Below are 21,957 nucleotides of genomic sequence, written 5' to 3'. Positions count from 1 at the left end.
TGGTTTTCCAAAACGCAGTCCGCGGTACCCCCCGAACCTGACAACGATTCACGTTCACCCTTCTCCGATGAACCTGGCGGGTAACTGCGTGCGCCAACCACGTGTGAAACCGTGACCCATGGCAATTGCGGCGATTTGGAGTTTCGCCTCCAAAGCATCACGTTCAGCCAACAACGTCCGGATCGCTTCAAGCGCGTTGCCTTCGTGAATTTCCAGGATAGCCACGGCCTCGTCCGGTTCCTTTGCGATGGCCGCGTTCATTGGAGTGGCAAAGCAAGTTGGGTTTCAGCCCGATGCAACTCGTAGGCGGGGCGCGATGCTTCCAGGTACCTTTGCGCCTCGGAACGGCGGGCAAGATTGCGTTCACGAAGCGCCTTTGACGCTGCAACCGCGGCGAGGGCATCTGCAATGACTTTGTCGGTGTTGGCCATGGCGACGACACTCCTTATGTTCTCTATATGTTCTCATTTGAGGTAGGTAGAGTCAAGACGTCGCGAATGGAAGGGCTTGCCGTCTCGCAGCTCATGAAGCTAGCGTCCAGACAAAAGGCGCACTCGCCCGTTCTGGAGACCCGTCAAATGCAACGTTCGATTGCATGTTATCCGAGCATCTCGTAAAAGGGTTTGGTGTGTAATGACTACGAAACCGGTACTATGGATGCGATTCACGCTGAAGGCTTTGACGTAGCTTTGACCCTGACGGACCATATCGAGCACCTGCCGGACAGGAAGCGTCGCGAACTTGCGCGTGTTCTGGAGACCCTGTTTTCCGAGGTTGAGCAATTCCAGGCGACCAAACTGTCGGGGAAGAGGGGTGCCGGAAAGATACTGAAGGTGATCCTTTTCGGATCCTATGCCCGGGGTGGTTGGGTCGAGGATCGCGTCAGTGGCTATCGCTCCGACTACGACCTTTTGATCGTCGTCAACAGCAAAGCCTTTGCTGAGGAAAGCGATCTTTGGGAGGCTATCGAAGAACGGCTATTGAAGGAACAGATAGCCCGTCGCATCCAGACACCCGTCGTACCGATCGTGCACACCTTGCAGGATGTTAACGATCAGCTTGGCCGCGGTCGGCCATTCTTCGTCGACATCGCCAGGGACGGGATTGTGCTATACGAGGAGCCTGGCCATCCCCTGGCAAAGCCGAAGCCGTTGACAAGTGAGGGAAAGCTGGCCGAAGCGCGTGCTCATTTCGCCCAGTGGTATCAGTTGTCTCTGGATGCTTTGAAGCTGGCAGAGTTTAGCATTTCAAATGGCATTTGGCGGCATGGTGTTTTTTTGCTCCATCAAGCGACGGAAAGTGCCTATCATTGCACATTGCTTACTCTTACTCTTTACAGCCCAAAGTCTCACCGAATTAAGGTGCTGCGCTCCCGTGCCGAAGGTCTGGATGAACGATTGATATCTGCATGGCCGCGAGAAGACCGATTCTCACGTCGGTGCTTTGAGTTATTGTCGCGGGCATATGTCGAGGCGCGGTACTCTTCGAAATATCAAATTGGTGGTGAGGAACTGGACTGGCTGGTCGAACGTATCAAGGCGCTGCAGAATATAGTCGAAGCGATTTGCGCTGAACAACTTTCTTCCTAAGCGCCAGAGATCGGGGTGCGTTCTCAGGCAGGCGCAGGGTGCGGGAGACCCCGGTGCTTCGGGGCTATCGTTTGTCGGTAGGCCATCTGCGCCGGCCCGTGGCTGGGTCACGGTCGAGGACTTCGCCCTCGATGGCTGAAGTGCTCAAAGCATCGGAGCTGAGAAGCTCGATTGCGACGTCCTCGCGATCATTCTTCCCCAGATGGCGCATGGTGCCGACGGCGATAGCTGCATTCTCCATGAATGCCTGTTCTTTGGCCCGCAGAAGCTCAGGGTTCCATTCGAATTCCGGCCACGCAGCCAATTCCCAATTCCACGTCATGGGTGATAAACTCCATATTTATCGCTCACAATGCCGCAATGATGTGGGCGATAATAGTGGATTGTTTCGCTCATCACACCAGCACCGCGTTGAAGCTGGCCGCAAATGGCCGTTGGGCGTGACAACCTCCAGGGTTGATAATCTTCTTCAGGCCCGTGCCGCGCGCATTGGACGCCTGGGCAGCCGCCGTACGTGAGGCAATCGGTCCGGCTCCGCAGAAGGTGTTGGAACTTGCGTGCGGCACCGGCGAGGTGACCAATGTCCTTCTTGCCCTCGGCCATGAGGTGACGGCGCTCGATTTCTCCGAAGCAATGCTCGGCGTGGCCCGCACCAAACATGCCGGCAATGGGCGGGTCCGTTTCATCCTGGCCGATGCCGAGCGGACGATGGAGCTCGATCAGACCTACGATGCTGTGATCTGCCGCCATCTCGTCTGGACGCTGACGGAGCCGGAGCAGGCGCTTTCGGACTGGTTCCGCGTGCTCAAGCCGGGCGGAAGGCTGCTTGTTTTCGACGGCGACTGGACGACGCCGACGCCCATCGGACGGCTCGCCAGCCTCGCCGTCCGGGCAGGCGAGCGCTACATCGGACATGATCCCTATTACGTCGGAGCGATGAGCCAGAAGCATGCGAACATCCTGGCCCGCCTTCCGTTCGGGGGCACAGCACTACGCTGGTCATGAGCGCCAAGATCAACATCGATCGCAGGTCGACGTCCTCACCCAAATCGCCGCTCAAGCGGTACAACCTACGGCCACTACCGGAGGATTAACGTGCAAGGGCTTGCGGCTCCACCGGCTTGTGTCCAAGAGCGCCTACGCAACCCCGCCACCTCGAAGTACTATGTTTCTGCGGAATGATTTGCTTTGCTCGCAAAACGAGCAAACGACTCGGGGCATCCACTGCCGAACATCTCCTGTGGTGTTCCGACACAATCTACCCTGCCATCTTTCATGTAAACAATCCGATTGGATACATTGCTTGCAAAACCCATCTCGTGGGTAACGACGATCATCGTCATGCCGTCTTCTGCCAATTGACGCATCACGCGAAGGACTTCACCAACGAGCTCTGGATCAAGTGCAGAGGTCGGCTCATCGAAGAGCATCACTTTTGGCCTCATTGCCAATGCTCGGGCAATTGCAGCACGTTGTTGTTGACCACCCGACAGATGTGCCGGATAGGCATTTCGTTTTTCGGAAAGGCCAACCTTTTCGAGCAGAGCCTCAGCCTCATCAACGCACTCGGCCCGTGGCCGCTTCATGACGTGAACCGGCCCTTCTATGACGTTCTGTAAAACGGTCATGTGCGACCAGAGATTGAAAGTCTGGAACACCATGCTCAATCGGGATCGAATTCGATCGACTTGCCGCTGATCGTCGATAGTCGCGTGATGACGATGTTGGGTGATTTTCAGCTTCTCGCCATCAACCCAGATTTCTCCCTTCGATGGCACCTCCAACAGGTTGATACATCTTAGAAAGGTCGACTTACCGGAGCCTGAGGCACCCAGCAGTGAAATGACATCACCATCCCGTGCCTCCATCGAGATTCCCTTCAAAACTTCGAACACACCGAAGCTTTTGTGAATGTCCTTGACCATCAGGCGAGGAGAAGCTTGCGTGGAAATTCTATTCATTTGCGTCGACCTATAATGGAAACCCCGGATATCTGCCTGCTGTGCTTCGATAGTTGCATCTCCGCCAGCGCCATCGCCTGGATAACAATGAAGTTAAGCATTAGGTAGATGATGGCTGCGCAGGCAAAAGTCTCGAACACGCGGTAGGTTTCGGAACTGATGCGCTGCGCTACCCCTGTTACCTCCCAGACTGTGACGATACTGGCCAGGGCGGTCGACTTGATCATCAGCACCATTTCAGTGGTGTAGCTCGGAAGAATATGACGCAAAGCAATGGGAGCGATGATCCGGCGAAACAGCAGCAAGCCTGACATTCCGATTGATTTTGCCGCTTCGATGTCACGAACTGGAACCGCCCGCAGGCCGCCACGCAGGATCTCAGCGGTATATCCGGCGGTGCAAAGTGACAGTGCAATGACCGCGCAGACAAAAGGTTGTCGAAGGTATGGCCATAGCGGTCCGTTCCTGACCAGATCGAACTGCGCCAGACCATAATATATGAGAAATATCTGAATGAGCAGGGGAGAACCGCGAAACAAAAAAATGTACGCTTTCGCGAACGAGGAAATGGCCCTGTTGCGGGACACGCGCATCCAGGTGATCGTGATCGCCAACGTGCCACCAAATAAAATGGAAAGCGCGAAGAGTGCCAAGGTTAACGGTACTGCAGCAAACAGCTCGGTGAGGGTACTCGTCAGAAAAGTCGTGTCCATCACACTTTTCCCATCGTTGCTGTGGGCATGCTTCGATTAGCTACGCTCTCGAGTAGTTTGAAGACGCGATCCGATGCAGATGTGAGAAGCAGGTAAAAGATGCCGCCGAGGGATAGATAGAGGAAATATTCTCGAGTCGAACCCGCCGCGAGCTGACTGACGCGCATCAGTTCGGCAAGACCAATGACAGAAATCAGTGCAGAGTCTTTCAGCGTCAGTTGCCAAACATTCCCAAGGCCAGGGATCGCCATTCGCAGAACCTGGGGAAGAATGATACGGATAAAGCGCTGCATCCGATGCATTCCGATTGCCATGGCAGCTTCGATTTCCCCGCGAGCTATGGCCACAAAGGCTCCGCGGTAGACCTCCGCTTGGTAGGCACCCGAAACTAGCCCGACAGCTACCACTCCTGCGACAAACGCAGGAACGGCAATAAAGTCACCATAGCCCACCGCCCCACCAAGACTAGTTAGAACCCCAGATCCGCCAAAATAAATGACGTAAATGACAAGAAGTTCGGGAATGCCTCGCAATACGGCCGTGTAGATCGAAGCCGTCGTTCTCAGTACGAGATTCTTTGACAACTTCCATGAGCAAACGATAGCGCCGAGAATTGCGCCAAGAGCCAATGAGCAAATAGTTACGGCCAAGGTCATAAGTGCTCCGAGAACAAGGAGCACTACCCACCCCGCTATATCTGAATTCAGTGCCTCAGTGAGCATGGTTCGAGACCGTTCTATTGTCGAACCGAGACAGGCCAAATGCAGCCATATCCTCTGGTATTTTTCCGTCCGCGATCCACTTGGCCGCCTCGAAGCTATGGATTGCTGCGAGCGAGACGCCGCTATGGCAGGTAACTAAGAAGGCGCCCGGCACGACCTCCTCGTAGATTGGGGAAGCGTCCGGAGACATGATCCGAAGGGCCGACCAGCTGCGGACGGCGCGGACTTGCGATAGGAATGGGAAGAGGCTGACGGCATCAGCCGCCATACGGATGTTGGCCTCCAGGGTCGTCCTGGTATCAAAGCCTACGTCTTCCCATGTCGATCCGATCATGATTGAGCCATTGTCAGTTTGTCGGACCTGCTCCATCGCCATTTTGAAAATTGGCTTTACACGCTCGGTGACCATGATCTGGCCACGTATGGGGCGGACGGGGATAGTCCGCCCCAATAGCTCTCCCAGCCCGGCATTCCCAAGGCCTGCTGCAAGTACAATGCGCCGCGCCGATATTGTCTGGAGTTCCGTCTTAACGAGAAAGTTTTCGCCATGGTGGTCTATGCCAACCACCCCTGCGCCTGGAATGTATTGTCCTCCCAGTTCTCCATAGGCTCGATGAAAGGCCTGCAATAATCGGATCGGATTTGCGTGGCCGTCGTATCGACTGTAACTCGCGCCGGCGACATTTTCACCAACCTGAGGTACCAGCTTCCTGAGCTCAGAGTTGTCGAGCATCTCGAAGTCATAAGGGCGACCGTACAACTCTCGCACCGTCTCAAGATCTGCCCTCCGGCGCTCCAGCGCCTCCGGTGTAAGACAGAAAAATAGGCCGCCGGATTGATCGAGCGAGACATCTATGCCGGTTTTACTTTCGAGCCTCTGGGCCAGATCAGGCCACAGCTCGGCCGCACGAATTGCCCATCCCGTATATGCAGGGAGCGAAAGGCCTTTTCCCTGAACCCAAACAAGCCCAAAATTGCCTCGGCTAGCCCTAATTGCGGAATCACCTTCATCCAAAACGACGCTATTAACCTGATTGATGGCGAGGCCATAGGCCATGGATATTCCGACTAGGCCCCCACCGATAACGGCGACATCCTTCTCAATGAACATGATTGTCTCCGTCTGCCACATTGTTCGCGAGGGCTGCCATGTCGGCCAGGGTTACCGGCTTCAATGGGAACCGGACATTGTATGATCCCACTTCAGCAACGCTTGCGGATGTTTCCTCTGCAATGAGTTGCGAGACCCGCAGTCCGCATATTCTGCCCTGACACGGACCCATTCCGCATCGAGTGAATGCTTTTGCTTGGGCTGGGCCGACGGCGCCATCTTTAACCGCTTCGCGAAGGGTGACCGCACGTACTTCCTCGCAACGACAGATAATTGTCTCGTCTGCGATCCTTGAGATTGCCAAGCGCGGGGGATAAAGCTCATCAATGAAGGGACGGAAGCTCTCCTCCCTCTGCCGCAATCGCAATGCAGGCATCAAAAGGCTGTTGATATTCGCTTGAGGAAATCCGAGATCGCGCATGATGGTCGCAACTGCTACCTGCGCGGATGCTGGAGCAGCGTCTGCGCCCCTGATCGATGCGCTATCTCCCACAATGAAAATGTTTTGATTGCTTGACCTTCCGTAGTTGTCCGTTGCCGGGATGAAACATGCTTGCTTTTCATTCCAAACATGCTCGCAACCGAGTGCTCTGCTCAGTTGAGTATTCGGGATAACACCTTCATGGATCAGTAGTAGGTCCAGGGCGAGCTTACGTCGCTGGCCATCTGCCAGGAAACGGATCTCCGACAACTGATCTCTACCCACGCTGGAGATCTCTGACACATTTCGATATACAGGGATCTTGCTTTGTCGCAGAGCCTGCAAAAGTCCGATCCCCTTCATCGCTTTGTCTCTGTTCGCGATGAGGGCCTTAAAGTGTCGTAGGCCCACAGCAAGTTTGTTGATCTTCGGTGCGGTATCAAGCAGTGCAGAGATCCGAACTCCCATCGTCATGAGTTGCTGTGAGAACAGCAACAACAGTGGTCCGTTGCCCAATAGAGCCACTCGGCCGGAAGGGATCACGCCTGATGACTTCAGTAGCAGCTGAGCTGCACCTACATTCATCACACCCGGCAAGGTCCATCCTGGAAACGCAACGGGTCGCTCCATCGCGCCAGTCGCCAGGATCAATCTCGTGAACCTGATCGTCCTGCTCTGGCCGCAGCAAGAAAACGCGGCCCGCCCTGGGCATTCATCCGCATCAATGCGCCATAGCGAGGAATTGAAGAATGCAGCAACATTGGTCCGTCGGAACCTGTCGATAATGGCACGACCCTTGGTGTAGTCTGGACCCAAAGAACTGCTTTCGCGCAAGGGCCCTTCCTCCAGCCCTCGGTAAATCTGCCCGCCAGCATCCGGACGCTCATCAATAAGAGCAACCTTCAACCCGGACTCTGCCGCAATCGTCGCGGCTGTCATTCCCGCTGGTCCGCCGCCGATCACCAAAACATCCACAACATCCATCAGCTTGTCTTCCTCAGGGCTGTGGGGTTCAATTCGCTGCCAAGCTGCCGCCTAACCTTCATCCCGGACGCGACCTCGCGCAGGCAGCCCTGCTGATTAGGGAGCCCGTCTATTTCGACAAGGCAGTCGAAGCATACACCCATCATGCAGAGAGGCATGCGTGGCGTTGCACTGACGATCGTCTGCCGGAAGGGCAAGTTTCCCTGCGTAAGCAACACCGCAGCAACGGTATCACCCTGAAAACACTCTACAGATCGACCGTCGACCTCGATTTCCAGCCTGTTTGACGGTAAATTGGCTAACCGGCGAAACATCTGCTTTATGCCCCATAAGCGGCGACGACAGAGATCTCGATGAGGTAAGGTCCATCGAGATCACTGACGCCAACCGTAGCCCGAGCGGGAAGTCGTTCGGAAACAAAGCGCTCATTCCAGACTTTGTTCAAGCTGGGCTTCTTACTCATCTCGGTTAGGAACACAGTCACTGACAACACATCATCAAGTGAAGCACCGATTTTTAAGAGCGTGCTCTCTAGCCGATCGATCACCTGGTTGACCTGTTCTTCGAACGGCGCATGACCGTTTTCCGCGACCAGTCCGGACAGGTACGCCGTCGACCCGTGGATTACGATGCGGTGGAATGCCGGAGCTTGGTCCAAATGTTCAATTCGCATTGGATATCCTTGGCGCACAACTGACACTGCGCGCTTCTCAATGATACAATTTTAGTATAAGTGGTGGCCGGTGGGCGATTGACTTCCCCACCGGTCGCTTGTTTCACTTCGGCGTGACGTCAGTTTTGAGGTGTTCCAGCGACAGCTTGGTCAAAGTGCCATCGCTACGAACTGACTTGATGGCGCCGTCGAGTGCTGCACGCAGTTCGTCGTCGGATTTACGCAATCCAAGGCCGACGCCTTCGCCCCAAATTGGACCACTGATCGTCGGACCGACAAAGGACAGAGCGCCCTTTGCGGTCTCCAACGCTGTGGTCAAATACACCGTGTTATCGATGATCAAATCGATGCGTCCGTTCTGAAGGTCAATATCGCGTTCCTGACCTTTTTTGTATTCGCGGATTTCGGCCACGTCGCCGAAATTTTCGCGGACAAAGGCCCCATAGTGCGTAGCGGCCTGAATTCCGATAATCTTGCCCTTGAAGGCAGCCCGTAGGGCATCGAGTTCACCGCCGGCCTTGCCGGTCGAATTCAGGACGATCTCATTTTCGACCAGGCTTTTGAATGTATCCGAACTCGACGCTGCCGACATAAACCGCGAGCGCGTAGACGCGTATGGAACACTGAAATTGATGACCTCTTTTCGTTTTGCGGTAATGGACATCGCATCCATGATGACGTCGAATTTACCAGCGTTCAGGGACGGTATCATGCTGTCCCATTCGGCAGTAATCAGGTCGCATTCCAGTTTCGCCCTCTCACACAGCACCTTGGCCAGGGCTGGCTCGAAGCCACCTAGTGTTCCATCTGAATTTGTGAGGTTCCAAGGCTTGTATGCACCTTCCAAAGCGATAGTGACTGCTTTGTTCTGAGCCATTACAGTCGATGCAGTCAGCGCAGCGGCGAGGAAGGCGACAGAGGATTTGATATGACGATTGAGCATCTTGTTCCCTTTTTGGTGGTAGCAAAACTTTAGTCTGCTTACCCGAATATTCTGTGGTCAGAACGTCAGAATACAAATACCAAGCTGTTCGGAGTTCATATCAAAAAGGCATAATCCCGTCGTGGGGTGTGCGATATCTGACGAGGCAAGCGGCATGCGAGACTTCACTCTGCGCGAGATTGAGGCGTTTTCTGCAATCATGAGTCACGGCACTGTCACGAAGGCAGCGGACTTTTTGAATGTTGCTCAACCTGGGGTCAGTAGGCTTATTGCACAACTTGAAGCAAAAGCAGGTATGGCGCTCTTCCTGCGTCAGAAAAAGCGTCTTGTTCCGACTGCAGAAGCGCTGTCGTTGTTTTCGGAAGTTGAGAGATCATTCATATCCGCCAAGGAAATAACCCGTGTCGCCAGAGATCTAGCGGACCTCAAGACAGGGCGTCTACGTATTGGTATCCTCCCAGCCTTGGGAAATGGTATCATCCCGGCAATTGTCCAATCATTCATGTCTGAGCATGCTGATGTTAAAATAACAGTTAACATTCGATCGACCCAGACGTTGATCGAATGGGCTGGAAGAAATCAGATAGATTTGGCCATTGGGGCGAGCTCTAACTACGAAAACCCAACTGTGGTGCGGCGACTTCTGCCACCTGTACCTGTCGTCTGCGTAATTCCAGAAGGTGATCCCTTAGCAAAACTGCCTATTGTTGGGGTGCGCGATTTGTCGCGAACGAACTTCATATCACTCTCTGCATCGGACCCGCTTGCAAATCAGATCGAGCAGCTCTCTTCAAGAGAGGGTGTTCGAATTCCAGTAGCCGTTGAAACCAACTTAGCAGCGACAGCCATTGCATTCTGCCGGAACGGATGGGGAGTTACCGTGGTTGATTTGCTGTCGGCTCTTGCAGCAGAACTGAACGGGCTTGTCATTCGGCCGTTCGAACCAAAGCTCACGATCAGCTACAGCATCTATCGGCAAAAGGGATCCAAACCCTCTGCACTTGCTGATGCGCTTATAGAATTTGCGGTCAAAGAGCTGTCTCAGGTGATCGCAACGGCAACGGCTGCTGCACCGGCGTCCAATGTCTAACCTCTGCACGAGGCTCCCGCGGCGCTGGCTCGGCAAGGCCCGGCAGCACCTGCAGGGCTTCCAATTGCGCCACGGCCGGATTTCGCCGTTGGTTGACAACGGTGCGGCAGATCGTGCTCCAACGAGGCTGTGGCCGATGCAGTAGCGCGGGTCGGACCGGACAGATCGCCGATCTCCTGCCGAGCAGTCATCTGCGTCGGCAATTGGGCAAGCAAACTCCAATCCTAGGCAACTCAACGCGGCCCCCTTCAGGTTTGTTGGCATGACCACGTAAACTCCACAAGATGCAGTGCCGGAAGCACGCCAGGATATCGCGCCGGAGCGTGCGCCTATGCGGCAGCGGCCTTGCAGCGCATTGGCCAAGTCTTGCCTCAAATCGTAGGGCCGAAGACATCGGGGCTTCGAGACAACTCACCGGAGCAAAGAGCCACCGCTTCTTGCGTGAAACCTGCAATTGTTCCGCCGGATCAGCGGTGGAGCTTCTGGGCTGCGTCATGTCCGTTCGGATCACTTTCGACCTACCACTGCGGCCCCTGAGAAGTCTCGAGTGATTATCGAGTTGTCACACAAGCGAGTTTCCCAAGTTCCGCCCTGCTCGGTCTGGCGGCCTTTGCGTTGGTAATGGTCGATGAGTTCCGCATGGCTGCCGCCTTCGGTAATGTGCCCCGCGTCCACGACAAAGATGCGGTCGGCGCCTGCGATCGTGGCGAGGCGATGGGCTATCACGAGCGTGGTGCGGTCCTTAGACAGATCGGTGAGTGACTGCTGGATGGCCCGTTCCGTATGGGTGTCAAGCGCCGACGTCGCCTCGTCCAGGACGAGAATTGACGGGTTTTTGAGGAAAACTCGGGCAATCGCGAGGCGCTGCTTCTGGCCGCCGGAGAGCTTGACGCCCCTTTCGCCGACAACGGTATCGAGCCCGTTCGGCAGGTTGGCGATGACGTCTTCCAGCCTTGCCCGCCGGGCCGCTTCGAGAATCTCATCTTCCGTTGCGTCGAGCCGCCCATAGGCGATGTTGTCGCGGATCGAGCCTGCGAACAAGAAAACATCCTGCTGCACAATGCCAATATTGTCGCGGAGCGACTTCAGCGTCATGTCGCGTATGTCGATGCCGTCGATGGTAATCGAACCGCCAGATACCTCGTAGAAGCGCGGCAGCAGCGAGCAGATCGTTGTCTTGCCTGCGCCCGACGGACCAATGAAGGCGATGGTCTCGCCCGCACTTACCGTGAGGTCCAGCCCGTCGAAGATCGTTTGTCCGTCTCTGTACCCGAATCGGACAGCTTCGTATCGGATATTGCCCTCCAGGCGGGCGACCTCCCTGGCCCCCTTGCGATCCAGAATGTCGGGCGGTGTATCGAGGAAGCGAACGTACCGCTCGAAGCCAGCGATGCCCTTCGGATAGGTTTCGATGATCGCGTTGATCTTCTCTACCGGGCGAAAGAAGACGCCAACCAACAGCAGAAAGCCGACGAAACCTCCGGCCGATAGGTCGTCACGAACGACGAACCAGGCACCTGCGAGCATCACGACGACCTGCACGAGACGCATGGAGAGGTAGGACAGCGAAAGGGACGCGGCCATCACTCGATAGGCCTGCATCTTCGTGGCGAGGTAGTTTCGGTTGCTTTCAGCGAAGAGCTTGCGTTCGTGTTCTTCGTTGGCGAAGGCCTGCACGACGCGTATGCCGCCGACGGCCTCCTCGATGCGGGCATTGAAGTCAGCAACGCGGCCGTAGAGCGCGTGCCAGGTCGAGGTCATTCGAGAACCGTAGTGGCCGGTGACTAGTGCGGTCAATGGCACAATGGTGACAGTGAGAAGCGCGAGCGGGACATGTACCAGCAGCATCAAGGTGAAGGAGCCGAGCAGCGTCATGATGGCGATGAACAGGTCCTCCGGCCCATGATGAGCGACCTCTCCGATTTCCTCGAGATCCTTCGTCAGCCTTGCCACGAGATGTCCAGTCTTCTGGTTGTCGAAGAAGCCGAAAGACAATCTTTGCAAGTGATCAAAGGCCTTGCGCCGCATTTCGGCCTCTATGCGCACGCCGAGCAGGTGTCCCCAATATGTGACAATGATTTGGAGGCCGGCATTCAGTAGGTAAATCGCAAAGAGACCTGCGGCTGCGGCCACTATCAGGTCAAGCCGAGCGGTTGGCAGCAGCCGGTCTATGAAGAGTGTCACTGCAACTGGAAAGGCAAGCTCCAGCATTCCCGAAACGACGGCGGCCGAGAAGTCGAGCGCAAAGAGTCCGCGGTGCGGGCGATAGTAAGTTGCAAAGCGCTGAAGGAGACTGGGCATTGCAGGGCGGACTTTCGATGGATCGTGGGGATGGAGGTGTCATGACGCCGTGTCGGCGGGATGGGCCCGTCGAAGGAAGCCTTTATGTTGACGGTCAATACCTCGATTGACGGCAAGTCAGCAATTTGCGCAAGCGCATAGTGTCCGACCTCAATGGAAAGACCCGTCGTCGCAGTCGTTCGCCATACCTAGCCGGCTCGCAACTGCTTGGCTTCCAGATTTTTCTGCACGCACGCTTCGATCAGCTGACGCACTTGCCTACGATCTTGTCGCAGGATCTTGAGGCAATCGTTGCCAAACCACTCAAGCGACGCATCGATTTGCGGCTCCCCGGATACTTCCGAAAGGAAGTTCACATAGTCGACGCTGCCCTCGAACAAGGGTGTCATGCCCAACCTGCTACCGGCAGCAGCATAGACGTTGGCTGGCTCGAAGACGGAAAGCTGTGCCCGGTCTACGATGTTCTTCAGGTGATAGTGTCGGATATACGGCTTTAACGCCCGGTGAATGGCCACCGGCTCGTCGCCACCTTCCCAAACATGCAATGTATCAAAATTGATCGCGAAATAGGGGTGGTCGATTTCCTCGATCAGGCGAAGGGTAGAGGCGGCCGTGTCCGCCAGCGTCTTTGGATGCGTCTCGACCAGCAGGTGAATGCCGTGGCTGCCGGTGATTTCGCAGATCTGCTTGAGGCGTTCGACAATGTGCCGGCGCTCCGGTGTCGATACGACGAGGCTGCCGCAGTTCCCGGCGAAGGTGCGAATCTTGCGTGCGCGCCAACGGCGCGCAAGTCTGCACAGTTCCACCGTCCTGCCTCGCAGGGTCTCCTCGTCCGCATCGAGCGGCAGGTAGTCGCTGATCATCGGGACCGACAACCCGTAGCCGTCGAGCCATTCGGCGTTGCGGTCCGGCTGGGCCGCGAGGTTGCGGGCGTGTGCCCCCCAGAGTTCGATGCCCTGGAAGTCGTTGGACTGCGCCCAGGCGGCGATTTCTGCGAGCGAGATAAGATGATGTCTAAACGTGATCGTGCAGAGTGAGACCTTCATCGCGCTATCCTTTTGCGTAGTCTGAGTTGTGGAGTAATGGCGAAGTCGCACCACAGGTCGAATAGCTCGGACAGCCTCTCCTTGATCCTGGATTCTATGCTGTCCGCCTCGTCGAGGCGTTCGTAGACGGTGGCCGCCAAAGCACGGTTTCCGGTTTGGGCAAGCTTCATGCATTCGTAATGAAGGGCCTTCAGCGACTGCACCAAGGTTTCGATTTCATCGCACCATGTCTCGAACTCGGCAGCCGGCAACTTCAACGCGCGCCAGAAGAAGGCGAAGCCGTGTTCATAGGCGTACTTGCGGATGGTGATCACGGGCAGCTCGCGCAAGGCTGCGGCAAGCCCCGAAAGTCTGATGCCCTCGTCCCGTTCTTCAAGGTGCGCAGCGACGATCTTGCGTACGGAGTCGACAAGCGGATTGCGATCCTCGAAGAAGCACGCTTCGAAATAGGCCTTCAGATCCTCCGGATCCGGCAACCGTGCCAAGGCGTGGTCGAAGACGTAACCGCCGCCCACGGTCGGCTGCATGATCGCGTGGATGACCTTGCTCCGGGCGATCTCGCCTTCCCATCGGTAATCGGGATCGTGCACGAACCAGGTCTCTGGATCGGGCGTCTCCTGAAGCATCAGGTAGTGCGGAAAGGGGTTCTGGTTGAACTTGTTCTCTCGTTCCGGCAAATGGAACATGTCAAGCATGACCATTACAGAGCCGGTTTCTCCGCGGTTGCGGAGGAGATCGAATAGTACCGAAAGATTGTCTTCCTTCGAGCGATTCGGATCGTACCATTCGACCACGCAGACCCCATACAGGCGCTCGAACCAGGCGCGGAAGAATTCCTGGCTGATCTCGGGTGAATGATAGAGGAGCCCGAAACGATCGCTCACCGCGAACCTCGCGTCCCAGACCCCAAAATAGAACGGTCTGTGGTCGAGCTTCTGGCGCTTCAGTCCGTCGCAAACGCAGCTGACGAAGCAATGAACCTTGATGTCGTAATAGGCTTCACCATGTACGCCTTCGTCGGACGTTCCACCTGTGAGTGGAACGGCAGGAACGGCAGGCACCGGTGCTGGCTGGTAAAGTGCAACGAGATCGGCCATCGTGCAAAGTTCCTGTCTTGCGATGGCTTGCTCTGGAACCGCAAGCCCGTACTCCAGCTCCAGGTTAAGGAATATTTCGAGCATCAGAACAGAATCGAGATAGAGATCCTCGTTCAGGCGGGCTTTAAGCCCGAAGCCGTCCATATGCGCGTGCGCCATCTGGTCGGTCAGGACCGTCTCAATAGCTGCCAGGATTTCGGCGTCGTTCATGATGCAGCTCCCGTCACGATGCTGTTGAACTCGCCGACTGTGTGGCGAGCTGCGATGTCGCGTCGGCTGATCTTTCCGTTTGCCTGACGCGGCACGGCCCCGATCTGGATGATCTCCGTTGGCAGTTGATGGCTGGCGAGATGGCGCGTGCACCATTCGCGCACTGCCTGGAGTGCCACCGGGCGGTCGGCACTGAAGAGAAGTGCGACCCGTTCGCCAGCAAAACGGTCGCTTTTGCGGAAGGCGACCGCATCGTTGACGGCTGGCATCGACATGACAGCGTCCTCAACGTCCTTCGGATAGACGTTGAGGCCCGATACATTGATCATGTCGTCAAGGCGCGAGACAAAGACGAGCATACCGTCGGCACGGCGATAGCCGAGATCGCGCGTATGGATCGCAGCGCCATCCTCGTTCGTCACAACGATTTCGGCTGTTTCGGAAACGCTGCTGCCCGTCGCAACAGTGAGATGAGGCAACACATAGCCCATGTCACCTGTAGCGGTAACGTCAGGATTGATGGCAATGCAGCCGGTTTCGGAGCAGCCGTACTGCTGGAACATGTGAAGGCTCCTCGCCCGGATGTCGGCGAACCATGCGTCGGGAAGCACCGTGCCCGAAGTCATGGTCGCGTGTATCTTTTCACCAGGCGGCATAAGCCGAGCCAGCGTGTGCAGGATTGCGGGCGATGAGTAGAGCAATGGGCGCTCGGTCTCGCGCAGCACCTTCAGGAGGTATTTTGGGTTTGCGGTGTTGAGGATGACCGGCGTCTGGCCCCGCTTCAAAGCTACGAGGATCCCGCAGATCAGCCCGTAGGAGTGAGTGGTCGGGCAGGCGACGACAGGTGTCATGCTTTCCGGTTCACGAAATGTGCGGACATAGCTGTCAATCTCGGCGTCGATCACGTCCCAGTCGCGTGCCACGCATTTCGGCGCGCCGGTCGTGCCCGAGCTCATCTGTAACAGAGTTCCGCGCGTCGATACGCTCGCAGGCGCATCGAGCACTTCGGCCGTCAGGCTGTTGTAGAACAGCCGGTCGCAACCAGCGCCGACCGCCAGCTTGCGCGCAGCCGGGTATGGCGTGCCGGGATGGATAGGCAGAACGCTCGCCCCCGCCTTGCGGATCGCGAAGAACAACGACAGCCAGTCGATCGTGTCGGCAAAACAGACCGCATATCGGCCCGTATCTCGCTCGGACAGGCCGATTTCGCTTGCCAGTCGAGACGATGTCTCCTCGACATAGTCGCTCGCGTACAGCCTTTCGTCGATGCGGATCATGATGTTCTCCTTCGTAGATGGGGCTCAGTTACGAGGGCATTCGGCACCGAGTGGTGATATTCCGGGGCACGCGCGAGCAGCTTCCTTGTCATCAGGGATTCTGTGAGAATGTGGGGTTGGTCGCAGCCAAGTCGCACCCGCCGATCCGACGCGGCATGCTCGTTCTCGTAGGTTGCAAGGATGCCTTCGACACGCTGCCAGAAAAGCGCTTCCGGTAGGTCGTAGCATTGATGGAGGAGGTGGGAGATTTCGCTGAGATTGTAGACAAACAATGTGTCCATCACGAGTTCGCGCAGCGAGTCCAGATTGTCGGTCCAGTAGAACTGATCCGGTTCGGCTTCGCGATAGAGCGGGTTCAGCGACGGGAAGTCCGGTGCCTTTTCCGGCTCACGCAGGAAGCTGGGCGAGAACTCTATGCTTTCATGGAAGTCGCGAAGAACAAGGCGCATTGGCCAACCGTTGCGATGAACCAGCACCATGTTTTGGCCGTGGGCTTCCACGGCAAGGCCATGATGTATCAGCAGGTGCCATACAGGCAGGATCGCGACTTCGATCAGCCGGTTGAACCATGGCATGAGGCCGAAGTGCCGGATCCAGTCGTCTGCAAAGGGGCGCCCGTCCTTTTCCAGCACCATCAGGGCGTTGAAGGGTATGGCGGCTTCGCCGGGCCCGAGTGTGGCGGCCGCACTTTCGCGCCACAGCGCCGCCACTTGACCGGCAAGTGGTCCGCCGTCGCCGGCGATGATGCCGGCATACTCCTGCAAGATGGTCAGCGGGTAGCGATGATGAAGAAGAGGATCATCGGCGACCATTCCTGCGATCCAGCGGGAAATTATCGGCGCCGTGCAGACTGAATGCGGCTCGAGCGTCCTGCGCGACGAAGTGTTGATGATGCTGAGCGGGAGCTTCAGGCTGGCGGCATGCGGTCGATCCTGGTTCAGCAGAGACCGCACTGACTGGGTTGCCTGGTAACGATCTCCGATTGGCCCGAGCCAATGGGCCTCGCCCGCGGCGATCCAGCCGGAGACGAGCGTATCTCTGAGCTCTCGCCATTGCCATGGGTGCAGCGGCACAAGACCGAAGCCGTCCGGAGCGATGCCAAGCTGTCGCTGTGCCGCCTGAAGCTCAGACCAGCCATGGTGTCCAAGTTCGGCCCGCCAGAAGCTGGCCTCATCGACGGGCAGAGCGTACTTCAGGTGCTTGCATGCAACGGCGAGCCATACCAATTGAAACGTCTTGCCGGACTCCGGCCCGTAGGCCGCGTGATCGGCATTCGAAAAGCCGGTGCGCGCCTTGAAGCAGGGATGATAGGGATGCCCCTCGTCGAGGGCACCCTCCAGTTCAGCAAAGGTCATCGTTCGCCGCAAACGTTGTGGAAGATTGCGCTCGTTCCAGTTGCAAAAGGCGATGGTCTGTTTCAACTCTTTGAGCAGCTTCCCACGATTGATGCCATTGCCGGGAAGGCGGGGCACGATCTGCTCAAGTCGCGCTTCGCCCCAGCTCCCATCGGCATGCTGCATCTCTACCGAAGCAGGCAGCAGGCGCGGTCGTCCAAACGGCCCGATGGCGCCTCGGCAGCGGAAGTGAGCATTGCCGAGCGCCCATCTGAATATCGAGATGCCGTCTCCTGCAGTTTCACGCGCGTCGACGATGCCCTCGAACAACAGGGCGGAAACGAGTTGGCGTAGCACCCTCTCGTCCGCCCGGCCCTCGATGTCACGAGGCAATGGCATGACTGCTCCTCGGCACCGAAAGGACGGCCTGCGCCCGCAGTGGGTTTGGCATCTGACGGTAGAGTGTCGGCGCGTGGCCGGACTGCAGTTCGTCGACGTCGAGCAGGCGCGTCGTAAGATTGCCCTTGGAACCGATCGTTGGCAGATCAAGGACATGTCGCGAGAAATCCCGCCCCGCCCCAGACAATACCGAAGCCAGGCCCTCGAGATGCATACGCAACTCGCGCAGCAAGACATCTTCGTCGCATAACCCGTCATGTCCGAGGCGGCTTACGATCGAGAAGACCTGATTGACGATCAGGTAATAGGCGAACCGGTCGCGAATCTCGCTGTCGGTAAAATAGAGAGATCCGATCGTCTCGGTTTCGGGTACGTGGCCGGCAATCAGGCTCCTATAGCGTTCGGAAAGGTAGAAGCCTTGGTTGTCGCGATAGTAGCTGGTTGAAGGATAGCCCGAGCCGATGTCCAGCAGGCTATTTTGCTGATGGGCCTCCAGAGCGATGCCAAAGTCGTCGTACAGGCGGATGAGTGGAGCGATCGCGCAGTCGAGATAACGCCGGAACCATGTGAGGGCTGTCTCGGTCTCCGTCTTGCCATTACGCGCGGCGAGGGTGCGAACGAGCCTCGCAAGCCACGACGAATTACCCGGTAGCGGGTCCGCAGACAGCGCAGCGATCGTCACGACACCATTTCCCCTGTCGCCCCCAAATGGGTTCTCACGCAGGATGGTTTCGAATCCGCTTTCGTTGCGACCCGGTATGTCGAGAGTGATGAATGCAGGATCCTGGATGAAGCGAAAGTTTCGTGACCGCCTTCCAAAGCCAATACGGTCGATCAGCTTCGCCATTGCAACGCCTGCTTCAAGTTCGTGCCGTCTGTTGATACGCATGGAGTTGGTGATGCGAACAGGAAGCGAGAACTTGAGCATCCAGTGGGAGTCGGCGCTGTAGACGGTGCGAACCGACGAAGTCGCCGTGAAGCTCGGGCCTGCAGGACCGAGGTGGCGTAACAGCCCCTTGACCTGCATAGCCTGAATGTCGGGATCTAAAAGCAGGGCTTCGGCCTGGAGCGGATGCATCGGCAAGAGGTGCTCACCGTGGTCGATTTGAAGGTATTCTGCATCCGATCCCACAAGGGCACGAACGATCGAGCTGGCCTGCATCGGCCTTGCGGAGGCATGACGAACGACGTCGGCCTTGGCGGCGAAATAGTTGAGCTTGAACCGACCGCGCAACTCCGGGGCATAGCGTTCCTGCTGCCAGTGGGTCATGCCCTGCCTGCTTTTCGGGGTCGGGTGCTGCCAGTGACCGAAAACCAGCGATTGCTCAGCCTTGATGAAATGCCAGTCGTCGGATGGTTCGGATTGCGCCCTGTCGATGTAATGCACCGTTTGCTGGTAACTTTCGAGCACCCGCATCAATAGTTCGAGTTCGAAGCCTCGCAACGTATCGGACTGACTTTCCTCGGCCCGCCTGTAGCATTCGTGAACAAGCATCTGGAGCGCCGAAATCAACTCGATCTGACGCCAGATGGGATCCGGAACCGCACGTCCCCAGACCCGCCCAAAGTGATGCGGACCGCAAAGGGAGGACGAGGTAATCTCGGCGCGAAGAATCATCTGCTGCCTTGGCAGCGACCACTCCACACTGTCGAAGGAACCTGCCGCGGTCCGGTGCAGGACCCGATTGCCGGGGTTCACTTCCCGCAAGTAGCAATTTGCGAAACTCTGAAAAGTTGCGCTCTCAGCGATTTGCCTTGATGATTGCATCCCGTCTATCCTCGGCACGCGGCCGCATGGTTGCTCAACGGCGGGTACTTTTGCTCAGCAGGCGAATTCTGCTGTCGGGCGTTAATGCGCCGCCCCGGGGTCTCACGAAGGACAGGGCGCGGTTCTTGTTGGTTCAGGCACATGCGGCCGTTCTCAATCGCAAGTCGGGCTTGGACTGCTTGCATGTGAGGCTCCTGCTCTAGGCTTTGGAGGGACCCGTCCCTGCCGTCCTGTCGTATTGCTGCGCGTAGCCTCCGGCGGGCGCTTCCGACCAAAGACGACCGGCTTCAGTTATTTTTTCACCTGCCCCGAACTTTTGTTGAGAAAAAAAATCAAATTAAATTTGGAACGAGATTCAGACTTCTGTCAGCAAGGCGTTGCCTTGCTTTGGCGGGGGCAGCGCGCAATGAGGCAGTCTCGCAGAGGCGAGCGCATCACGGCGCGATCTGCGAGAGGCATGGCTCAACCTCGAAGCCCGGCCACATAGAAAATTAACTTGAGTATTGGAGACAAGTTTGTTGGAGCGTGCTAAGAGGCTCCGCGTGCACGTGATTTAGCCGCCGCCCAGATCCGCAGAATGCCACGCAGGCTGGATGTTGCGGACCAACCGAACCCGGACCGAACCAACAGTCATGATCGACATCGAGACTCGCCGACAAGTCTACCTGGCCAACCGATCGGCTCTGGTCGCCTATGCGACACGAATACTGGGTTCCGGCGAGACAGCCGAGGATATCGTGCAAGAGGCCTATCTCCGGTTCGCACCGACGAACTCTGACAAGGGTCCCTACGAGCAGACACTCGCCTATCTATACAGGATTGTGCGCAATCTCTCCTTCGATCTGCTCAAGCGTCAGAAGATCGAGGCTCGGGAAACACAGGGCGAGCCGCCGTTCTGGTCGATCCCGGGCCAGGTTCCTACTCCGGAAGACATTGTGGTCGCGACCGACGGGGTTCAGCACATCATACGGATCCTGAGTGAACTGCCGGTCGATGTCCGTGTGGCTCTCGAAATGCACCGCTTCGGCGGTCACACTCTAGAAGAGATCGCGGCCCGCCTAAACATATCGACCGCGACCGCCCATCGATACATACGCACTGCGATAGTGCGGATTGCAGCCGCGATCTCCAGCGACGCGTGACCCACAGCGGCCAACAAATTCTCGTCCGGGTTGTGAAAAAAAATCGTATGCTGCTCGTCTATAGAAGAAAATGGGATGAATTTGCTTGAATCCTTATCGAACAGCAGCACAGGCTTCGCTTTGACCCAGGACGATCACATTCCGACGATGTTGCTTGAGGAGGCCACGAGTTGGTTCCTCGAGTTGAAGGGGTGTCCCCACTGTCGCGCGACCGAAGACGCTTTCCGTACATGGGTACGCCGGTCGCCCAGCCATCTCCGGGCTTGGGAACGTGTCCTCAAGACCTGGCAGCTGCTGGGAGAGGTGCCTCCCGTCCATGAGCACTTGTGGCGAGACACTCGGCCGCCAGTTGAAGGGCTGGCATCGGTCCATCACTGGAAGGCCCGTGCGGTAGGGGTAGCGCTGGCCGCGGCTGCCAGCATCCTTACTGTTCTCGCTGGTCCCTCGCTTCTTTTGCAGTGGCAGGCAGACCATGTCACCGAGACAGCGGAAATGCGGACAGTCACGTTGGAGGATGGTACTGTTATCGAAATGGCCGGCAGCAGTGCCATAGCATCACAGATTGGCGCCAATTCTCGCCATGTCCGGCTTCTCAAGGGAGAAGCCTTCTTTATGGTCGCGCATGATGAATCTCGCCCCTTCACCGTCGATGCCGGCGGCGTGACCGTGGCGGTTCTTGGCACGGCCTTCGATGTTCAATTGGCAAATGCCGAAACGACCGTCGAACTTGCACGAGGTACCGTCGCGGTCTCCTATAGCGGTCAACTCAAGCAAAATTTCGAACTTGCGCCTGGCGAGGCGGCAACAGTGGCCCACGGCACGGGTGAAGTGGTGCGCAGCGAGGTTGTGCCGGAGGACGTCGCGGCCTGGCGTAGTGGCAGGATGTTTATCAACAACATGACGGTTGCAGCGGCCGCTGAACGGTTGCAGCGCTATCATACCGCCTGGATTGCGATCCCGCAGTCCTCTCTCGCGACGCAGCGGGTCACGGGTCTCTTCGATCTGAAAGACCCGGACCGCGCCCTTCATGCATTGGTACGCCCCTTTGGCGGCCAGGTTCACGAGGTGACGCGTTACGGCCGCGTTCTGACGCAGTTTTAATTTGACCCTAAAACTCAACAAAATCGCAGCAAAGGTGAAAAAAATCTCCGAGCCGGTCGTCTTTGTTCGGAAGCG

The 21,957-nt window shown here is 57.0% G+C and carries 21 protein-coding genes and 1 pseudogene; 5 read left to right on the top strand and 17 right to left on the bottom strand.

Annotated features, from left to right (window positions below; translation table 11 throughout):
- Positions 1 to 54 precede the first annotated feature (54 nt).
- Entirely contained in the window at positions 55 to 261 is a 207-nt protein-coding gene (locus ACXAGF_RS23080) for a hypothetical protein (RefSeq protein WP_475019890.1), read from the bottom strand.
- Entirely contained in the window at positions 258 to 431 is a 174-nt protein-coding gene (locus ACXAGF_RS23075) for a hypothetical protein (RefSeq protein WP_475019889.1), read from the bottom strand. The genes ACXAGF_RS23080 and ACXAGF_RS23075 overlap by 4 nt, the downstream gene beginning before the upstream one ends.
- 222 nt (positions 432 to 653) lie before the next feature.
- On the opposite strand from ACXAGF_RS23075, the gene ACXAGF_RS23070 reads away from it, so the two are divergent.
- On the top strand, positions 654 to 1,589 hold the full coding sequence (locus ACXAGF_RS23070; protein ID WP_475019888.1) for a HEPN domain-containing protein: 936 nt from the start codon (positions 654 to 656) through the stop codon (positions 1,587 to 1,589).
- Positions 1,590 to 1,653: 64 nt separating this feature from the next.
- Here the strand turns inward: ACXAGF_RS23070 and ACXAGF_RS23065 are convergent, their stop codons facing one another.
- The gene (locus ACXAGF_RS23065) at positions 1,654 to 1,911 is read right to left on the bottom strand and encodes a DUF4172 domain-containing protein (RefSeq protein ID WP_475019887.1); all 258 of its coding nucleotides are present in this window, start codon (positions 1,909 to 1,911) and stop codon (positions 1,654 to 1,656) included.
- 167 nt (positions 1,912 to 2,078) lie between these two features.
- On the opposite strand from ACXAGF_RS23065, the pseudogene ACXAGF_RS23060 reads away from it, so the two are divergent.
- A pseudogene (locus ACXAGF_RS23060) lies at positions 2,079 to 2,570 on the top strand (class I SAM-dependent methyltransferase); the annotation flags it as partial.
- A 182-nt stretch (positions 2,571 to 2,752) separates the two neighbouring features.
- Here the strand turns inward: ACXAGF_RS23060 and ACXAGF_RS23055 are convergent.
- The 8 genes from ACXAGF_RS23055 to ACXAGF_RS23020 all read right to left on the bottom strand — a co-directional run bounded on the left by ACXAGF_RS23055 (position 2,753) and on the right by ACXAGF_RS23020 (position 9,117).
- Complete coding sequence (locus tag ACXAGF_RS23055; RefSeq protein WP_475019886.1) at positions 2,753 to 3,550, bottom strand: ABC transporter ATP-binding protein; 798 nt, start codon at positions 3,548 to 3,550, stop codon at positions 2,753 to 2,755.
- Entirely contained in the window at positions 3,547 to 4,263 is a 717-nt protein-coding gene (locus tag ACXAGF_RS23050) for an ABC transporter permease (RefSeq protein ID WP_475019885.1), read from the bottom strand. The genes ACXAGF_RS23055 and ACXAGF_RS23050 overlap by 4 nt, the downstream gene beginning before the upstream one ends.
- The gene (locus tag ACXAGF_RS23045) at positions 4,263 to 4,985 is read right to left on the bottom strand and encodes an ABC transporter permease (protein ID WP_475019884.1); all 723 of its coding nucleotides are present in this window, start codon (positions 4,983 to 4,985) and stop codon (positions 4,263 to 4,265) included. Before ACXAGF_RS23045 ends, ACXAGF_RS23050 begins: the two co-directional genes overlap by 1 nt.
- Complete coding sequence (locus ACXAGF_RS23040; protein WP_475019883.1) at positions 4,975 to 6,096, bottom strand: NAD(P)/FAD-dependent oxidoreductase; 1,122 nt, start codon at positions 6,094 to 6,096, stop codon at positions 4,975 to 4,977. Before ACXAGF_RS23040 ends, ACXAGF_RS23045 begins: the two co-directional genes overlap by 11 nt.
- Positions 6,086 to 7,501, bottom strand: a complete 1,416-nt coding sequence (locus ACXAGF_RS23035) for an FAD-dependent oxidoreductase (protein WP_475019882.1) — start codon at positions 7,499 to 7,501, stop codon at positions 6,086 to 6,088. Before ACXAGF_RS23035 ends, ACXAGF_RS23040 begins: the two co-directional genes overlap by 11 nt.
- Positions 7,501 to 7,815: a (2Fe-2S)-binding protein gene (locus ACXAGF_RS23030; RefSeq protein WP_475019881.1), complete on the bottom strand. Its 315-nt coding sequence runs from the start codon at positions 7,813 to 7,815 to the stop codon at positions 7,501 to 7,503. Before ACXAGF_RS23030 ends, ACXAGF_RS23035 begins: the two co-directional genes overlap by 1 nt.
- 5 nt (positions 7,816 to 7,820) lie before the next feature.
- Positions 7,821 to 8,174, bottom strand: a complete 354-nt coding sequence (locus ACXAGF_RS23025) for a Rid family hydrolase (RefSeq protein WP_475019880.1) — start codon at positions 8,172 to 8,174, stop codon at positions 7,821 to 7,823.
- A 103-nt stretch (positions 8,175 to 8,277) separates the two neighbouring features.
- Positions 8,278 to 9,117 carry a transporter substrate-binding domain-containing protein gene (locus tag ACXAGF_RS23020; protein ID WP_475019879.1) on the bottom strand — a complete coding sequence of 280 codons (840 nt, stop codon included), beginning with the start codon at positions 9,115 to 9,117 and terminating at the stop codon, positions 8,278 to 8,280.
- Between the two features lie 154 nt (positions 9,118 to 9,271).
- Between ACXAGF_RS23020 and ACXAGF_RS23015 the strand changes: the two genes are divergently transcribed.
- Positions 9,272 to 10,207, top strand: coding sequence for a LysR substrate-binding domain-containing protein (locus ACXAGF_RS23015; RefSeq protein WP_475019878.1), 936 nt, complete (start codon positions 9,272 to 9,274; stop codon positions 10,205 to 10,207).
- Positions 10,208 to 10,714: 507 nt separating this feature from the next.
- Here ACXAGF_RS23015 and ACXAGF_RS23010 read toward each other — a convergent pair.
- The 6 genes from ACXAGF_RS23010 to ACXAGF_RS22985 form a co-directional block, all read right to left on the bottom strand.
- Positions 10,715 to 12,508, bottom strand: a complete 1,794-nt coding sequence (locus ACXAGF_RS23010; protein WP_475019877.1) for an ABC transporter ATP-binding protein — start codon at positions 12,506 to 12,508, stop codon at positions 10,715 to 10,717.
- 188 nt (positions 12,509 to 12,696) lie between these two features.
- The gene (locus tag ACXAGF_RS23005; RefSeq protein ID WP_475019876.1) at positions 12,697 to 13,554 is read right to left on the bottom strand and encodes a sugar phosphate isomerase/epimerase family protein; all 858 of its coding nucleotides are present in this window, start codon (positions 13,552 to 13,554) and stop codon (positions 12,697 to 12,699) included.
- The gene (locus tag ACXAGF_RS23000) at positions 13,551 to 14,861 is read right to left on the bottom strand and encodes a DUF6005 family protein (RefSeq protein ID WP_475019875.1); all 1,311 of its coding nucleotides are present in this window, start codon (positions 14,859 to 14,861) and stop codon (positions 13,551 to 13,553) included. Before ACXAGF_RS23000 ends, ACXAGF_RS23005 begins: the two co-directional genes overlap by 4 nt.
- Positions 14,858 to 16,138, bottom strand: a complete 1,281-nt coding sequence (locus tag ACXAGF_RS22995; RefSeq protein ID WP_475019874.1) for an AMP-binding protein — start codon at positions 16,136 to 16,138, stop codon at positions 14,858 to 14,860. Before ACXAGF_RS22995 ends, ACXAGF_RS23000 begins: the two co-directional genes overlap by 4 nt.
- Entirely contained in the window at positions 16,135 to 17,871 is a 1,737-nt protein-coding gene (locus tag ACXAGF_RS22990) for an IucA/IucC family protein (protein WP_475019873.1), read from the bottom strand. The genes ACXAGF_RS22995 and ACXAGF_RS22990 overlap by 4 nt, the downstream gene beginning before the upstream one ends.
- Positions 17,855 to 19,639 carry an IucA/IucC family protein gene (locus ACXAGF_RS22985; protein WP_475019872.1) on the bottom strand — a complete coding sequence of 595 codons (1,785 nt, stop codon included), beginning with the start codon at positions 19,637 to 19,639 and terminating at the stop codon, positions 17,855 to 17,857. The genes ACXAGF_RS22990 and ACXAGF_RS22985 overlap by 17 nt, the downstream gene beginning before the upstream one ends.
- A gap of 632 nt (positions 19,640 to 20,271) precedes the next feature.
- On the opposite strand from ACXAGF_RS22985, the gene ACXAGF_RS22980 reads away from it, so the two are divergent.
- Together ACXAGF_RS22980 and ACXAGF_RS22975 are read left to right on the top strand one after the other, a co-directional pair.
- On the top strand, positions 20,272 to 20,781 hold the full coding sequence (locus tag ACXAGF_RS22980) for a sigma-70 family RNA polymerase sigma factor (protein WP_475019871.1): 510 nt from the start codon (positions 20,272 to 20,274) through the stop codon (positions 20,779 to 20,781).
- Positions 20,782 to 20,856: 75 nt separating this feature from the next.
- Positions 20,857 to 21,882, top strand: a complete 1,026-nt coding sequence (locus tag ACXAGF_RS22975; RefSeq protein ID WP_475019870.1) for a FecR family protein — start codon at positions 20,857 to 20,859, stop codon at positions 21,880 to 21,882.
- Positions 21,883 to 21,957 lie beyond the last annotated feature (75 nt).

Source organism: Mycoplana sp. ABR4_002, from assembly GCF_056159645.1.
This window is presented reverse-complemented; position numbering and strand designations above follow the sequence as displayed.

Bases quoted from the DNA above. Each gene is read 5' to 3' on its own strand.
- ACXAGF_RS23050 (WP_475019885.1), bottom strand. From the start codon at position 4,263: ATGGACACGACTTTTCTGACGAGTACCCTCACCGAGCTGTTTGCTGCA.
- ACXAGF_RS23035 (WP_475019882.1), bottom strand. From the start codon at position 7,501: ATGGATGTTGTGGATGTTTTGGTGATCGGCGGCGGACCAGCGGGAATG.
- ACXAGF_RS22985 (WP_475019872.1), bottom strand. From the start codon at position 19,639: ATGCAATCATCAAGGCAAATCGCTGAGAGCGCAACTTTTCAGAGTTTC.
- ACXAGF_RS23005 (WP_475019876.1), bottom strand. From the start codon at position 13,554: ATGAAGGTCTCACTCTGCACGATCACGTTTAGACATCATCTTATCTCG.
- ACXAGF_RS23080 (WP_475019890.1), bottom strand. From the start codon at position 261: ATGAACGCGGCCATCGCAAAGGAACCGGACGAGGCCGTGGCTATCCTG.
- ACXAGF_RS23075 (WP_475019889.1), bottom strand. From the start codon at position 431: ATGGCCAACACCGACAAAGTCATTGCAGATGCCCTCGCCGCGGTTGCA.
- ACXAGF_RS23070 (WP_475019888.1), top strand. From the start codon at position 654: ATGGATGCGATTCACGCTGAAGGCTTTGACGTAGCTTTGACCCTGACG.
- ACXAGF_RS22995 (WP_475019874.1), bottom strand. From the start codon at position 16,138: ATGATCCGCATCGACGAAAGGCTGTACGCGAGCGACTATGTCGAGGAG.
- ACXAGF_RS22980 (WP_475019871.1), top strand. From the start codon at position 20,272: ATGATCGACATCGAGACTCGCCGACAAGTCTACCTGGCCAACCGATCG.
- ACXAGF_RS23065 (WP_475019887.1), bottom strand. From the start codon at position 1,911: ATGACGTGGAATTGGGAATTGGCTGCGTGGCCGGAATTCGAATGGAAC.
- ACXAGF_RS23040 (WP_475019883.1), bottom strand. From the start codon at position 6,096: ATGTTCATTGAGAAGGATGTCGCCGTTATCGGTGGGGGCCTAGTCGGA.
- ACXAGF_RS23010 (WP_475019877.1), bottom strand. From the start codon at position 12,508: ATGCCCAGTCTCCTTCAGCGCTTTGCAACTTACTATCGCCCGCACCGC.
- ACXAGF_RS23000 (WP_475019875.1), bottom strand. From the start codon at position 14,861: ATGAACGACGCCGAAATCCTGGCAGCTATTGAGACGGTCCTGACCGAC.
- ACXAGF_RS23030 (WP_475019881.1), bottom strand. From the start codon at position 7,815: ATGTTTCGCCGGTTAGCCAATTTACCGTCAAACAGGCTGGAAATCGAG.
- ACXAGF_RS23015 (WP_475019878.1), top strand. From the start codon at position 9,272: ATGCGAGACTTCACTCTGCGCGAGATTGAGGCGTTTTCTGCAATCATG.
- ACXAGF_RS23055 (WP_475019886.1), bottom strand. From the start codon at position 3,550: ATGAATAGAATTTCCACGCAAGCTTCTCCTCGCCTGATGGTCAAGGAC.
- ACXAGF_RS22975 (WP_475019870.1), top strand. From the start codon at position 20,857: ATGAATTTGCTTGAATCCTTATCGAACAGCAGCACAGGCTTCGCTTTG.
- ACXAGF_RS23045 (WP_475019884.1), bottom strand. From the start codon at position 4,985: ATGCTCACTGAGGCACTGAATTCAGATATAGCGGGGTGGGTAGTGCTC.
- ACXAGF_RS23020 (WP_475019879.1), bottom strand. From the start codon at position 9,117: ATGCTCAATCGTCATATCAAATCCTCTGTCGCCTTCCTCGCCGCTGCG.
- ACXAGF_RS22990 (WP_475019873.1), bottom strand. From the start codon at position 17,871: ATGCCATTGCCTCGTGACATCGAGGGCCGGGCGGACGAGAGGGTGCTA.
- ACXAGF_RS23025 (WP_475019880.1), bottom strand. From the start codon at position 8,174: ATGCGAATTGAACATTTGGACCAAGCTCCGGCATTCCACCGCATCGTA.